This window comes from Plantactinospora sp. A48 (assembly GCF_055793945.1).
Map to the genome: position 1 here is coordinate 1 of NZ_JBTIXF010000021.1, position 14,527 is coordinate 14,527.

The 14,527-nt window shown below is 71.6% G+C and carries 8 protein-coding genes; 4 read left to right on the forward strand and 4 right to left on the reverse strand.

The features are described from left to right. Positions 1–119: 119 nt before the first annotated feature. Together ACXN5W_RS13570 and ACXN5W_RS13575 are read right to left on the reverse strand one after the other, a co-directional pair. A complete protein-coding gene (locus tag ACXN5W_RS13570; RefSeq protein WP_473158604.1) occupies positions 120–689 on the reverse strand; it encodes a response regulator in 570 nt (189 codons plus the stop codon). A 22-nt stretch (positions 690–711) separates the two neighbouring features. Beyond that, positions 712–5,073 (reverse strand): HAMP domain-containing protein, encoded by a 4,362-nt coding sequence (locus ACXN5W_RS13575; protein ID WP_473158605.1) that lies wholly within the window; start codon positions 5,071–5,073, stop codon positions 712–714. Positions 5,074–5,258: 185 nt separating this feature from the next. On the opposite strand from ACXN5W_RS13575, the gene ACXN5W_RS13580 reads away from it, so the two are divergent. Continuing rightward, complete coding sequence (locus tag ACXN5W_RS13580; RefSeq protein ID WP_473158606.1) at positions 5,259–7,307, forward strand: SpoIIE family protein phosphatase; 2,049 nt, start codon at positions 5,259–5,261, stop codon at positions 7,305–7,307. A gap of 100 nt (positions 7,308–7,407) precedes the next feature. Here the strand turns inward: ACXN5W_RS13580 and ACXN5W_RS13585 are convergent, their stop codons facing one another. Beyond that, positions 7,408–8,736, reverse strand: a complete 1,329-nt coding sequence (locus tag ACXN5W_RS13585; RefSeq protein WP_473158607.1) for an FAD-binding oxidoreductase — start codon at positions 8,734–8,736, stop codon at positions 7,408–7,410. 251 nt (positions 8,737–8,987) lie between these two features. Here ACXN5W_RS13585 and ACXN5W_RS13590 point away from each other — a divergent pair, with 251 nt between their 5' ends. Together ACXN5W_RS13590 and ACXN5W_RS13595 are read left to right on the forward strand one after the other, a co-directional pair. Continuing rightward, positions 8,988–11,120 (forward strand): S9 family peptidase, encoded by a 2,133-nt coding sequence (locus tag ACXN5W_RS13590; protein ID WP_473158608.1) that lies wholly within the window; start codon positions 8,988–8,990, stop codon positions 11,118–11,120. A gap of 54 nt (positions 11,121–11,174) precedes the next feature. After that, entirely contained in the window at positions 11,175–12,488 is a 1,314-nt protein-coding gene (locus ACXN5W_RS13595; protein ID WP_473158609.1) for a family 16 glycosylhydrolase, read from the forward strand. Between the two features lie 90 nt (positions 12,489–12,578). Here ACXN5W_RS13595 and ACXN5W_RS13600 read toward each other — a convergent pair whose 3' ends face one another. Then, entirely contained in the window at positions 12,579–13,523 is a 945-nt protein-coding gene (locus ACXN5W_RS13600; protein ID WP_473158610.1) for a threonine ammonia-lyase, read from the reverse strand. Positions 13,524–13,728: 205 nt separating this feature from the next. On the opposite strand from ACXN5W_RS13600, the gene ACXN5W_RS13605 reads away from it, so the two are divergent. Further along, a complete protein-coding gene (locus ACXN5W_RS13605; protein WP_473158611.1) occupies positions 13,729–14,484 on the forward strand; it encodes a DUF4352 domain-containing protein in 756 nt (251 codons plus the stop codon). The last annotated feature ends 43 nt before the right edge of the window (positions 14,485–14,527 follow it).

Below are 14,527 nucleotides of genomic sequence, written 5' to 3' on the forward strand. Positions count from 1 at the left end.
CCCCCCCCCCCCCCCCCCACCCCCCCCCCCCCCCCCCCCCCCCCCCCCCCCCCCCCCCCCCCCCCCCCCCCCCCCCCCCCCCCCCCCCCCCCCCCCCCCCCCCCCCCCCCCGGGCCGGGTCAACGCTGGGTCGTGTTGGTGCGGGCCTGGCCCAGGACGTCGAGGGCGCGGTCCCGGGCGTCCGGGTCCGCCGCCCGCAGCACCTCGATCGCCTCGTCGACCGCCGAGGCCAGCGCCCGCCAGCGTTCCTCGCGCTCACGGACCAGCCGGGACTGCGCGGTCAACTGCCGGGTCTTCTCCCACAACTCCACGAAGACCGAGACCTTGGCCCGGAGCACCCACGGGTCGAACGGCTTGGTGAGGTAGTCCACCGCGCCCACCGCGTACCCCCGCAGGGCGAGCTGGGCGTCCCGGTCGGCCGCCGTCAGGAAGATGATCGGGATGTGCCGGGTACGCTCGCGGCGCTTGATGTGACTGGCCGTCTCGAAACCGTCCATGTCCGGCATCTGGGCGTCCAGCAGGATCACCGCGAAGTCGTCGACGAGCAGCTGCTTCAGTGCCGCCTCGCCACTCTCCACCGCCACCGGGGTGACCGGCAGCCCCTGGAGGATCGCCTCCAGCGCCAGCAGGTTCTCCCGCCGGTCGTCGACCAGCAGCGCCCTGGCCTGGTCACCGCCCCGCTCGCTCACGTCGGCTCCTCGCTGCGCTCGCTCACGCGCTGGCCTCTCGTCGGTCGCCGGAGATCCAGGCGGCCATCAACTCGATCAGCTCGTCCAGGTCCACCGGCTTGGTGATGTAGTCGCTGGCCCCGGCGGCGAGCGCCGACTCCCGGTCGCCGGGCATCGCCTTGGCGGTCAGGAAGACCACCGGCAGTTCGGCGAAGTGGTGGTTCCGCCGGATGGCCCGGGTGGTCTCGTACCCGTCCTGGTCCGGCATCATCGCGTCCATCAGCACGATGTCCACCTCCGGGTGCTCGGCCAGCAGCCGGATCCCGTCGGAACCGTTGTCCGAGTAGATCACCGTCATGCCGTGCAACTCCAGTGCGCTGGTCAGGGCGAAGACATTGCGGACGTCGTCGTCCACGATCAACACTGTGGTGCCCTCCAGGTGCCGGGACGCGGGTGTGGTGGCCGGTTCCGCCTCGGCCATCGGCCGCAGCATCGGCGCGCCACCGCCGAGCACCGGCGGGATCGCTGGCGGGACCGAGTTCACCACGGCGTCCGGGGCCAGCACGTCGGGGACGTACAGGGTGAAGGTGGAGCCCTGACCCGGCGCGGAGGACACCGCGATGGCCCCACCGATCAGCCGGGCCAGGTCCCGGCTGATCGACAGCCCGAGCCCGGTGCCACCGTACCGGCGGCTCGTGGTGCCGTCGGCCTGCTGGAACGCCTCGAAGATCAGGTCGGACTTGTCGTCGGGGATGCCGATCCCGGTGTCGATCACCTCGAAGGCCACCACCTGACGCGCCGTCGCCAGCGCCGGTACGTCGAACTGGCCGCCCGCCGGGGACGGCCCGATCCGCAGGGTCACCGCGCCGTTGTCGGTGAACTTGACCGCGTTGGACAGCAGGTTCCGCAGGATCTGCTGGAGTCGCTGGGCGTCGGTGACGATCGCCACCGGCAGCTCGCGGGACACCCGTACCTGGAAGTCCAGGCCCTTCTGCTCGGCCTGCGGGGCGAACGCCTGCTCCACGTAGTTGCGGATCTCCGCGAACCGCACCTCGACCGGCTCGACGTCCATCCGGCCGGCCTCGATCTTCGACAGGTCGAGGATGTCGTCGATCAGCGAGAGCAGGTCGGACCCGGCACTGTGGATCGTCCGGGCGAACTCGATCTGCTTCTCGGTGAGGTTCCGCTCCGGGTTGTCGGCCAGCAGCCGGGCCAGCAGCAGCAGCGAGTTGAGCGGCGTACGCAGCTCGTGGCTCATGTTGGCCAGGAACTCCGACTTGTACGCCGAGGCCCGGCTGAGCTGTTGCGCCTTCTCCTCCAGCCCGATCCGGGCCAGCTCGATCTCGCGGTTCTTGGTCTCGATGTTGGCCTTCTGCTCGCTCAGCAGCTGCGCCTTGTCCTCCAGCTCGGCGTTGGTGCGTTGCAGCTCGGCCGACTGCTCCTGCATCTCGTGGGCGAGCCGCTGCGACTGGGCCAGCAACTCCTCGGTCCGCCGGTTGGCCTGGATGGTGTTGACCGCCACCCCGATGGTCAGCACCAGTCGCTCCAGGAACGCCAGGTGCAGCTCGGAGAAGGTGGTCACCCCGGCGAACTCGATGACCCCGAGCAGTTCGCCCTCGAACAGCACGGGCAGCACCACCAGGTCGGCCGGCGCGGTCTCGGCCAGCCCGGAGCGGACCGTGAGCCGGCCGTCCGGCACGGCCCGCACCCGGATGGTCCGGCGGGACAGCGCGGTCTGCCCGGCCAGGCCCTCCCCCGGTCCGAAGGTGACGTCGTGGTCCCGGGCCACGTACCCGTACGAGGCGGTCAGCCGCAGCCGGATCACCCCGTCGGCGTCGTCGGCCAGGAAGAACGCACCGAGCTGGGCGTCGACCAGCGGGGTGACCTCCATCATGATCATGCGACAGACCTCGCCGAGGTCCCGCTGCCCCTGGAGGAGGTCACCGATGCGGGCCAGGTTGGAGTCCAGCCAGCCCTGCTCGGCGTTCTTCTTGGTCGTCTCCCGCAGGGTGACGATCATCTGGTTGATGTTGTCCTTGAGTTCGGCGATCTCACCCTGGGCCTGCACCGTGATGCGCTGCGTGAGGTCGCCCCGGGTCACCGCCGTGGACACCCGGGCGATGGCCCGCAGCTGGGTGGTCAGGGTCAGCGCGAGCTGGTTGACGTTCTCGGTGAGGTCCCGCCAGGTGCCCGACACGCCCTTCACCTGCGCCTGACCGCCGAGCTTGCCCTCCGTACCCACCTCCCGGGCCACCCGGGTCACCTCGGCCGCGAACGACGACAGCTGATCCACCATCGTGTTCACCGTCGACTTCAACTCCAGGATCTCCCCCTGGGCGTCGACGGTGATCTTCTGCGACAGGTCACCGGTCGCCACGGCCGTGGTGACCGAGGCGATGTTGCGGACCTGCGAGGTCAGGTTCGAGGCCATCGAGTTCACGTTGTCGGTGAGGTCCCGCCAGGTGCCCGACACGCCCTTCACCTGCGCCTGACCGCCGAGCTTGCCCTCCGTACCCACCTCCCGGGCCACCCGGGTCACCTCGGCCGCGAACGACGACAACTGATCCACCATCGTGTTCACCGTCGACTTCAACTCCAGGATCTCGCCCCGGGCGTCGACGGTGATCTTCTGCGACAGGTCACCGGTCGCCACCGCGGTCGAGACCTGGGCGATGTTCCGCACCTGCGAGGTCAGGTTCGAGGCCATCGAGTTCACGTTGTCGGTCAGATCCCGCCACGTACCGGCCACTCCCCGGACCTGGGCCTGACCACCCAACTTGCCCTCGGTACCCACCTCGCGGGCCACCCGGGTCACCTCGTCGGCGAACGACGACAACTGGTCCACCATCGTGTTCACCGTCGACTTCAACTCCAGGATCTCGCCCCGGGCATCGACGGTGATCTTCTGCGACAGGTCACCCTTGGCCACGGCCGTGGTGACCGAGGCGATGTTGCGGACCTGGGCCGTGAGGTTGGAGGCCATCGAGTTCACGTTGTCGGTCAGATCCCGCCACGTACCGGCGACCCCCCGGACCTGGGCCTGACCACCCAACTTGCCCTCGGTACCCACCTCGCGGGCCACCCGGGTCACCTCGTCGGCGAACGACGACAACTGATCCACCATCGTGTTCACCGTCGACTTCAACTCCAGGATCTCACCCCGGGCATCCACCGTGATCTTCTGCGACAGGTCACCCTTGGCCACGGCGGTCGAGACCTGCGAGATGTTCCGCACCTGCGAGGTCAGGTTGCCGGCCAGCTGGTTGACGTTCTCGGTGAGGTCCCGCCACGTACCCGACAGGCCGCGGACCTGGGCCTGGCCACCGAGCTTGCCCTCGATGCCCACCTCCCGGGCCACCCGGGTCACCTCGTCGGCGAACGACGAGAGCTGGTCGACCATCGTGTTGACGGTGTCCTTGAGTTCCAGGATCTCGCCCTGGGCGGCCACGGTGATCTTCTGGCTGAGGTCACCCCGGGCCACCGCCGTGGAGACCTGGGCGATGTTCCGGACCTGGGCGGTCAGGTTCGACGCCATCGAGTTGACGCTGTCGGTCAGGTCCTTCCAGGTACCCGCGACGTTCGGCACCTCGGCCTGGCCACCGAGCTTGCCCTCGGTACCCACCTCCCGGGCCACCCGGGTGACCTGCTCGGCGAAGAGCCGGAGGGTGTCGGTCAGCGAGTTGATCGTGTGCGCCAGCTCGGCCACCTCGCCCTTGGCCGACACGGTGATCTTCTGCGACAGGTCGCCCTTCGCCACCGCCGTGGCGACCTGGGAGATGGACCGCACCTGATGGGTGAGGTTGGAGGCCATGGTGTTGACCGAGTCGGTCAGGTCGCGCCAGGTACCCGAAACCCCCCGCACCTGGGCCTGCCCACCCAGCTCACCCTCGATGCCCACCTCCCGGGCCACCCGGGTCACCTCGTCGGCGAACGACGAGAGCTGGTCGACCATGGTGTTCACGGTGCGGCCGATCCGCAGGTACTGCCCGCGCAGCGGCCGGTCGTCGATCTCCATGGCCATGTGCTGGGACAGGTCGCCGTTCGCCACCGCCGCGATCACCCGGGCGATCTCGGTGGTCGGCCGGCCCAGGTCGTCGATCAGGGAGTTGACCGCCTGTTGACTCTCCGCCCACGAACCGGCCAGGCCCTCCTCGTCCAGCCGCTCGGTCAGCCGACCGTCGCGACCCACCGTACGGCTGATCCGCCGCAGGTCGAGGTGCTGCCGTTCCTGCACCGACACCATCTCGTTGAACGCGTCGACGGCGTCGCCCGCGGATCCACCGCGCCGGGGCAGCCGTACCTTCAAATCACCCCGGTGTACCCGCCGCAGCGCCTCGGTCAGCTCCCTCAGCAGCGCCGCCTCGGTCTGTGCGGAACCCGCGGTCAGTTCGTTCGCCGTGGTCATAGCACCCTCGTTCAGCTCGCCGGAGGTGGGTCGATGCCCGCCGACCCGCCCTTGGCCAGCACCCATCATTGTGCGGTGGAGCGTCGGATGCCAAGGCATGCTGATCCACGGACGTGCCGGATGTTACCCACAGTGACAGGCCAACCGGCTTGGAACTGGACGCCGTGGCGTGGAGGATACGAGGGGTGTCGACCGAGCCCACCGCACCTCACGGGGACCCGGACGAGCACGTCCGGCGGGTCCGGCTGCCCGCCGACCGGCGCACCCCGGCCACCGCGCGGGCGCTGGTCCGGGCCGTGCTCTCCGAGGCACGCCTGGAGGAGTTGCTCAACGAGGCGCTCCTGCTGACCACCGAGCTGACCACGAACGCCGTGGAACACGCCCGGACCGAGCTCGACATCGAGGTGCTGGCCGACCAGAACGGGCTCAACGTGATGGTTTCGGACTTCGCCGCCGGGCCGATCGACCGGGTGACGGCGCTGCCCCGCAACGATGTGACGGACATCTCCGAGGTCTCCGAACGCGGCCGGGGCCTGCTGCTGGTCGACCACTTCGCCAGCCGGTGGGGCACGCTGCACCTGCCGACCGGCAAGGGCGTGTGGTTCCGGTTGGACCGCAAGGAACGGTCCCGCCCCACCGCCGCGTTGACCGCGACGGCCACCGCCGTCCCCGCGAGCGCCGCGCCGAGCGCGGGAGCACTGAGTACGCTCATGCAGCTCACTCCCGACCCGTACGCCGACGATCCACTGCCCGACTTCGCGGCCGGCCTGCTGGCCCGGGTCGCCGAGATGCTGGGTGCGGCCGGGGGCACCGTACGACTCGACCGCGGCGACGGGACGGGCGTCCAGGTGCTGGCCCGGTACGGCCGGCAGCCCCGACACGACGACGACCAGTTGCGGATCCCGCTGGCGGTCAACCGGCCGTACCGCGGGGAGGTCGAGCTGGACGTCGCGCCCTCCGGCTACGCACGACCGCTGGCCGCGCTGATGGCCGAACGCCTCTCGCTGCACCTGGAGAACGACCGGCTCCGCCGGACCGACCTGCGCCGGCAGACCTGGCTCACGTTCCTCGCCGAGGCCAGCGAACTGCTCGCGCAGTCGCTGGACGTGGAACTGACCATGGCACTCGTCCCGCAGCTCGTGGTGCCCCGGCTCGGCCGGTGGTGCGCCGTACACACCACCGACGAGTGGGGCCGGCTCCGGCTCGCCTCGGCCAGCCACTCCGACGAGGCCGCCCTGCCCGAGTTGGAACGGATACTCAAGGAGACCGGCCCCGACTCGGCGTACAGCACCCTGCGCGAGGCGACCCGGCTGGGCACCCAGGTGCCGATCGGGCCGCCACTGGAGGGCATCGCCGTACCGCTGGTCGCCCGTGGGCAGCGGCTCGGCACCTTGGCCGTCGGCCGGCACCAGCGCAACCGGCACGACCCGGACGAGGTGGGGGTGCTGGAGGACGTGGCCCGGCGGGCCGCGCTGGCCATCGAGAACGCCCGGATCCACGCCGAGCGGCGACGGGTGGCGCAGACCCTGCAACAGTCGCTGCTGCCACCGGTGCTGCCCAAGGTGGACGGCATCGGCTTCGCCGCCGAGTACGTGCCGACCGGTGACGCGGCCGACGTGGGCGGCGACTTCTACGACGTCGTCCCGTTGCCCGACGACCGCTGGCTGGTGGTCGTCGGCGACGTCTCGGGCAAGGGCGTCCAGGCGGCGGCGGTGACCGGGCTGGTCCGGGACGTGATCCGGGTCCTGGTCGGGGACGGCAAACCACTGCCCGAGGCCCTGAACCGGCTCAACCAGACGCTGTGCGAGCGGGGCGGCGGCCGGTACTGCACGCTGGCCCTGGCCGCCGTCGAACGGACCGGGACCGGCCGGCTGACGGTCTCGCTGCACCTGGCCGGTCACGACCGGCCGGTGCTGGTCCGGGACGACGGCCGGGCGTCGTTCGTCGGCGCCGGCGGTACGGCGCTCGGCCTGCTCGACATGATCGTGTCACCGGCCACCGAGGTCTCGCTCGCGCCGGGAGACGCGCTTGTCTTCTACACCGACGGGATCACCGAGCGACGGCGCGGCCGGGAACTGTTCGGCATCGAGCGATTGCGCACCGCCACGGCACCCCTGGCCGGCTACTCGGCCGAGGTGATGGCCGCCCGGCTGCGGGCCACGGCCATCGGCTTCTCCACCGAGTCGCCCCGCGACGACATCGCCGTCCTCGTCCTGCGTAACGACGCCCGCTGACCCACCACCGATGGCCGTTCGGCGGCGGGTCGCATTTGAACCGGCCGGGCTTGAACCGGCCGGGCTTGAACCGGCCGGGCGCCGGCCGGTGGCGGGGTGGTCAGAGACCGCCCGTGAACCGGCCGGGCGCCAGTCGGTGGTCGGGGTCGAAGCGTTCCTTGACCTGGCGCAGCAGGGGCAGGTCGGGTAGCTCACCCCAGAAGTCGACGGCCTCCCGGACCTCGGGCGGCGCGGCGACCACCAGACAGCGGCCGGCCCGGGCCAGCAGCACATCCCGGACGGCGGTCACGATCCCGGCCACCCGCGCCGGTGGGATGGCCGCGGGCAGCGCCGCGTACACGACGCCGAGGCCGGCCGACCCGCGAACCGCGACCGGGGTCCCGGCCGCGTCCCGCAGGGCGTAGACCGCCGCGTGCAGGTCGCCGATCGGTACCTCGACACGCAGCGCGACATCTTCGACGCCGAACGGATAGCGCCGCCACCAGGGCGGCGGTGCGGTCGCCGTCCGGGCGGCCGCGCCGAAGATCCGGCCCAACCGCCGGGCCCGCTCGGTCACGTCCGACGGGCCGCCCTCCACCAGGACGGTGAGGCTGCCGACCCAGCCGGTGGCGGGCCGCCGGCCGGTGCCGGCCGGATGTCCGGCCTGCTCCGGCGGTCGCTCGGGCGACCCGTTCGGCGTGCCGGCCGGCAGGTCCACCTCGATCGCGGCCGGTACGACCGAGCCGGCCAGGATCTCGCCGACCAGATTGTGCACCTCCAGCGGCGTCCACACCGGACGGGTGATCCAGAGCCGGCTGGCGGGTGTCGCCTGCACCCGCAGGGTGGCCGAGACCAGGACGCCGAGCGCGCCCTGCGAACCGCACAGCAGCGACGCCAGGTCACCCTCGCACCCACCGTGGGCGACCCGCCGCAGTTCGCCGCTGGCGTCCACGTAGCTCACCTCGGTCACCTGCGCACAGGGCGAACCGTGCCGGTGCCGCAACGGTCCCGCCTCGTCGGCGGCGACCACCCCGCCGACGGTCGCGCCATCGGAGCGCACGTCGACGGGCAGGCGCTGGCCGGAGCGTTCCAGCACCGCCTGCACGGCCCGGACCGGGGTGCCGGCCCCGACCTCGGCGGTCAGCTCGCCGGTTGACCGGTGCCAGACTCCGGCCAGCCGTCCGGTGTCGAGCAGGATGTCGAGCTGCCGGGGTGGCGTACCCCAGTCGAGCTTGGTGCCCGCCCCCCGGGCGACCACCGACAGGTCGTGCTCGGCGGCGAGCCGCAGCACGTCGCCCACGGCACTCGGCGAGCCCGGCACGGCGACCCAGCGGGCGGTCCGGCCCGCCACCTCGTCCGCGCCGCCGGCCGGCCGGGCGAACCCCGGACCGCAGATCCTCTCCAACCGCCCGCCGATGCCAGCCGGGCGAGGCTTGTCACTGAGCGTCATCGCACCCCCCACACCCCGCCATCGTACAGGTGTTCTAATTTCCCGCAACGGTCTGCTCCGGCCAATCCGGGCCGCCGGCCGCCGGCCACCCGAACCGCCGGCCCGGGCCGCTCCGAACCGCCGACCCCGGTCGTCTCGATCCGCCGCCCTCGGTCGTCTCGCTCCGCCGAGCTGGGCCGTTAAAAAGGGGCCCCGGTACATCGGAAAGCGATAACAGGGTGCCCTTCCTTTCCTGCGGTAACGTGGCCGCCGTGACGATGGAGACGCCGGCCGCGCCGGTCGCCAAGCGGGTCCCGACCGACCGCAGCCACCACGGCGAGACGGTCATCGACGAGTACGCCTGGCTCGCGAAGAAGGACGATCCAGCGACGATCGCGTACCTGACGGCGGAGAACGAGCACACCGAGGCCCGCACGGCGCACCTGGCCGAGCTGCGCGAGACGCTCTTCACCGAGACCCGCCGGCGGACCCGGGAGACCGACCTGACGGTGCCGGTCCGCAAGGGTGGGTACTGGTACTACACCCGGACCGTGGAGGGCCAGCAGTACGGGATCCACTGCCGGCGGGCCGTCGCCGAGGGCGAAACGGAACCCCCGCGTCTCGCCGGAGGCGAGACTGAACCCCCGAGCGCCGCCGACGGCGCGCCGTTGCCCGGTGAGGAGATCCTGCTCGACGGCAACGCGCTGGCCCAGGGGCACGAGTTCTTCGCGTTGGGCGCCTTCGACGTGAGCCCGGACGGCCGGTGGCTCGCGTACTCCACCGACTTCGCCGGCGACGAACGGTTCACGCTGCGGATCAAGGACCTCAGCACCGGCGAGGCGCTGACGGACGAGGTGCCGGACACCTTCTACGGCACCGCCTGGTCGGCCGACGGCACCATGCTGTTCTACCTGACCGTGGACGAGGCGTGGCGGCCGTACCGGGTGTGGCGGCACGTCGTCGGGACCCCGGCCACGGACGACGTCGTGGTGTACGAGGAGCCCGACGAGCGGTTCTGGGTGGGCGTCGAGCTGACCCGTTCGGAGAAGTTCATCCTGATCGAGATCGGCAGCAAGACCACCAGCGAGGTACGGGTGATCCCGGCCAGCAACCCGACCGGCGAGCCGGCCATCGTCGCGGAACGCCGGCAGGGGATCGAGTACTCCGTCGAGCACCACGGACACCGGTTCCTGATCCTGCACAACGACGGTGCCGAGGACTTCGCCCTCGCGTACACCTCGGCGGACGCGCCGGGTGACTGGACGCCGATCATCGAGCACAGCCCGGGTACCCGGCTGGAGTCGGTGGACGCGTTCGCCAACCATCTCGTGGTGTCGCTGCGCACCGGCGGCCTCACCGGACTGCGGGTGATGGCGGTGGGCAGCACCGACACGTACGACGTCGAGTTCCCAGAGCCGATCCACGCCGTCGGCCTGGACAGCAACCCGGAGTACCGGACCGACACCGTCCGGATCGGCTACGCCTCGCTGATCACGCCCGAGTCGGTGTACGACCTCAACCTGGTGACCGGCGAGCTGGTGCTCCGCCGGCAGAAGCCGGTGCTGCCCGGCCCGGACGGGCGCGAGTTCGATCCGGCCGGTTACGAGCAGCACCGGGAGTGGGCGCTGGCCGACGACGGCACCCGGGTGCCGATTTCGCTGGTCTGCCGCGCCGGGACGCCACGGGACGGTTCCGCGCCGTGCGTGCTCTACGGCTACGGGTCGTACGAGACCAGCATGGACCCGTGGTTCTCGATCCCCCGGCTGTCCCTGTTGGACCGGGGTGTCATCTTCGCCGTGGCGCACATCCGGGGCGGCGGTGAGCTGGGTCGGCGCTGGTACGACCAGGGCAAGCTGCTGGCCAAGAAGAACACCTTCACCGACTTCGTGGCCTGCGCCCGGCATCTGACGGACCAGGGCTGGACCTCGGCCGACCGGTTGGTGGCCCGGGGCGCCTCGGCGGGCGGCCTGCTGATGGGTGCGGTGGCGAACCTGGCCCCCGACGCCTTCACCGGGATCGTCGCCCAGGTCCCGTTCGTGGACGCGCTCACCTCGATCCTCGACCCGTCCCTGCCGTTGACCGTCACCGAGTGGGAGGAGTGGGGCAACCCGCTCGACGATCCCGAGGTGTACGCCTACATGCGCTCGTACACGCCGTACGAGAACGTGCGGGCGGTGCGGTATCCGGCGATCCTGGCGTTGACCAGCCTGAACGACACCCGGGTGCTCTACCACGAGCCGGCGAAGTGGATCGCCCGGTTGCGGGCGGTGGCACCGGAGGGCTCGTACCTGCTCAAGACCGAGATGGAGGCCGGGCACGGCGGCCCGAGTGGCCGGTACGACACGTGGCGCGAGGAGGCGTTCGTCGCCTCCTGGATCCTGGACCGGTTCGGCATCAAGGAGTAGCGCCATCTGTTAAGAACCTTGCCTGATACCGGGTCGGACATAATAGTGATGTTCATGGATATCAGGCGAACGGTGGCTCGACTCCTGCTGGCCGGCCTGGCCGCGGCGCTCGCACCCGCGGTTGTCACGCCGGCGGCGTACCCCGCCACCCCCGGAACGCTCCCCCAGCTCGCCCCCGGGGCGCTCCCCCAGCTCGCCCCCGGGGCGCTCCCCCAGCTCGCCCCCGGGGCGGTGACCTGGAGCGACGACTTCACCGGCCCGGCCGGCACCGCGCCGGACCCGGGCCGGTGGCGGCACGACATCGGCGGCAGCGGCTGGGGCAACAACGAGCTGGAGTACTACACCGACAGCACCCGCAACGCCGCGCTGGACGGCAACGGCAACCTGATCATCACCGCCCGCCGGGAGAACCCGGCCGGCTACACCTGCCACTACGGCACCTGCAAGTACACCTCGGCCCGGCTGTTGACGTCCGGCACCTTCAGCCAGGCGTACGGCCGGTTCGAGGCGCGGATCAAGCTGCCCCGTGGCCAGGGCATCTGGCCGGCCTTCTGGATGCTCGGCACCGACATCGGCAGCGCCGGCTGGCCGGCCAGCGGCGAGATCGACATCATGGAGAACATCGGCCGCGAACCGGGCACGGTACACGGCACGATCCACGGCCCCGGCTATTCGGGCGCGGGCGGCCCGGGTGCCGCCTACACGCTGCCCGGTGGCCAGGCGTTCGCGGACGGGTTCCACACCTTCGCCGTGGACTGGGCGCCGGACTCGATCACCTGGTACGTCGACGGCGTCGCGTACTCCCGGAAGACCCCGGCCGACGCGGGCGGCAACCGGTGGGTCTTCGACCACCCGTTCTTCCTGCTGCTCAACCTGGCCGTCGGCGGCAACTGGCCGGGCAACCCGGACGCCAGCACGAGCTTCCCGCAGCAGATGGTGATCGACTACGTCCGGGCCCAGGCCTGGGACGGTGGCGGCGGGCCCGCCGGCTCCGGGGCGCTCGTCGGATACGCCGGCAAGTGCATCGACGTTCCCGGTGGCATCTCCGCCGACGGCGCCCGGCTGCAACTGTGGGACTGCAACGGCACGCCGGCACAGCAGTGGAGTTTCCCCGGCGACGGGACGGTCCGCGCCCTCGGGAAGTGCATGGACGTGGCGTGGGGCTCCACCGCGAACGGTGCCGCAGTGCAACTGGCCAACTGTTCCGGCAACCCGGCCCAGCAGTTCGTGCTGACCGGCGCCGGTGACCTGGTCAACCCGCAGGCCAACAAGTGCGTCGACGTGACGGCCTGGAACAGCGCGAACGGCACCCCGTTGGAGACCTGGGACTGCACCGGCGGCGCCAACCAGAAGTGGCGCCGCACCTGAGCAATGTCTCCCACCGCGAATCTTGGACGTGAACCGTTCGCTGGGAACGGTTTGCGTCCAAGATTCGCTTTTTTGGGTTGGGGTGGGCGGTCAGTCGGCCAGGGCGGCGGCGAGGACGGCCGGGTCGACGTTGCCGCCGCTCACGACGGCCACCGTGGCACCGCCCGGCAGGTCAGCACTCCGGAACATCGCCGCCGCGGTGGCCACCGCCCCGCTCGGCTCCACCACCAGCCGGCTCTCGCGAACGAGCCGGACGAGGGCCGCGGTTATCTCCTCCTCGGTCACCGTCACGATCGCGTCCAGCCGCTCCGCCAGATGCGCCAGGGTCAGCTCGGAAAGGTTGGTCCGCAGGCCGTCCGCGCCGGTCCGGTAGGTGAGTTCCGGTCCCCAGACGACCAGCTCGCCGGCCGCCAGCGAGGCCCGGGCGTCCGCCGCGAGTTCCGGCTCGACCCCGATGACGGCGGTCGACGGTCGCAGCCCCTTGATCGCGGTGGCCACCCCGGAGGCCAGGCCACCACCGCCGACCGGCACCAGCACCACGGACACCTCGGGCAGGTCGGCGACGATCTCCAGCCCGACCGTGCCCTGTCCGGCGATGATCCGCCGATCGTCGTACGGCGGGACGAGCGTCGCCCCGCTCTCGGCCACGATCCGGTTCGCCTCGACCAGCCGGCGCGCGGGCGGCACGAGCAGCACCTCGGCGCCGAGCCGCCGGACCGCCGTCACCTTGACCGCCGGCGCCCCCTCGGGAATCACCACCGTGCACGGCACGTGCGCCGCCCGCGCGGCCCAGGCGAGCGCCTGGCCATGGTTACCGGAGGAGTGCGTGACCACCCCACGGGCCCGTTCGGCGGAGGAGAGTCGGGCCACCGCGTGGGTGGCCCCGCGCAGCTTGAACGAACCGACCGGTTGCAGGCTCTCCGGTTTGATCCACAGCCGCTCGTCCCACCGGGACGGCAGCAACGGCGTACGGATGATCCGACCGGCGACGCTGTCGGCCGCCGCGCGCACCTCTGCCAGGCTGACCAGATCCATCTGGCCATCCTGACCCACACCCGTCCGACTCGCCCGGCCCAGCGGCAGGTCCGAGCCGAACCGCAGGTCCGAGCCCAGCCGCAGGGGCGGGCCCAACCGCAGGGGTGAGGGCGGTGCTGGCGTGGCGGGGCTGCGACAAAGCCGGGCCCAGGTAGCGGCAAAAGCCTAGGATCAGGCGAAACGCCGCAGATCCCGGGAGACCGCGATGACCACGCCGGAACCGGCCGACCGCGGCCCCGAGCTGACCACACCGGCGGCACCCGAACCCCAACCGGCCGGTACCGGACCGGAATCCACCGGTCGGGCGGAGTGGTCGAGTCCGGCCACCGTGGCCGAGGCACCGCCGCTGGGCGGCGTACCCCCGCAGCCACCGGCAGTATCGGCGGAGCCGGCGCGGGCGCGCGACCCGGTCCCCCGGCCCGCCCGGCGCAGTCCGCGGCCCTGGCTGATCCTGGCGGTGGCGGCCCTGTTCCTGGTCTGCTGTTACGGCGGCGCGGCCGTGGCGCTGTTCACCTGGGGACGCAGCCTGCTGTCCGTGGTGCGGGACCGCACCGAGCACGCGGTGGGACTCGGTGAGCCGGTCCGGGACGGCACCGTGGAGTTCCGGGTCAACCGGGTGCGGTGCGGCATCACCCAGGTCGGTGATCCGATCATCAACCAGACCGCCGTCGGGCAGTTCTGCGCGGTTGAACTCGACGTTCGAAACATCGGCGGGCGGCCGGTCAGCCTGGACGACGCCCGGCAGCAGGCGTACGGGCCACGCGGGCAGCGCTACCTGCCGGATCCGGCCGCGAGCCTGTTGGCGAGCGCCGACCAGCCCGTCTTCCTCACCGACATCGATCCCGGCGACCTGGTCAGCGGGGTCATCGTCTACGACATCCCGGCCGCCGACCGGATCGTCCGGCTGCGACTGCACGGTCCCGGTTCCGCTTCGGCGAAGGGCGCTCTGATCCGCCTGTGACCGCTGGCTGCTGTGACACACCCGGGCGGTTACGACGAGACCC